The following is a 623-nucleotide window of genomic DNA, read 5'->3' on the forward strand; positions in this document are numbered from 1 at the left end:
CCGGACATCAGCTGGGCGACGCGGGTGCGGATGGTGTCCATCTTGGCGTAACCGGCGTTGCCCGGGCAGGCGGTGTAGCCGACGTCGCGGTGGGCGCTGACGGTGCGCAGGGTCGCGGTGGTGCCCTTGGGGTAGCGGGCGGTGCCGCCGCCGGCGCTGGTCAGGCGGGTGGTGCCCTTGGGGTCGACGCCGTGCAGGGCCAGCTTCCAGGCGATGACCTGCGCGACCGAGTCCAGGCAGGCTTGCGGGGGGGTGACGTTGGAGTAGTCGCCCATCATGGACACCCCGAAGGTGTCGATGTTGAAGCCGCCGGCGTGGGCGCCGATGACGGGGCGGGTGATGCCGCCGGCGCGGCCTTCCCAGATGCCGCCGAAGCGGTCGACGACGAAGTTGTAGCCGAGGTCGGCCCAGCCGAGGGTGACGGTGTGGTAGCGGTACATGCCGCGGATGACGGCGGGGACCTCGGCCTGGGTGTAGCTGCCGGGGTCGGCGGTGTGGTGCACGACGGCGGCCTTGATGGTGTCGTTGTAGGCGGCGGCGGACTTGCGCAGGGTCTCGTCGGCGCCCCAGGCGCTGCGGGGGCGGATGGTGGGCTGGGCCAGGGTGACCCGCTCACCCCCGGC

1 protein-coding gene is annotated in these 623 nt (G+C 72.7%); it reads right to left on the minus strand.

Going from position 1 to position 623, the window contains the following annotated elements; genetic code table 11:
* A partial coding sequence (locus V9U69_RS19260; protein ID WP_337063526.1) for a peptidoglycan recognition protein family protein occupies positions 1-623 on the minus strand: 623 nt, incomplete at both ends.

It is taken from the genome of Kineococcus sp. G2, from assembly GCF_037154035.1.
In the GTDB taxonomy this organism is placed as follows: Bacteria; Actinomycetota; Actinomycetes; order Actinomycetales; family Kineococcaceae; genus Kineococcus.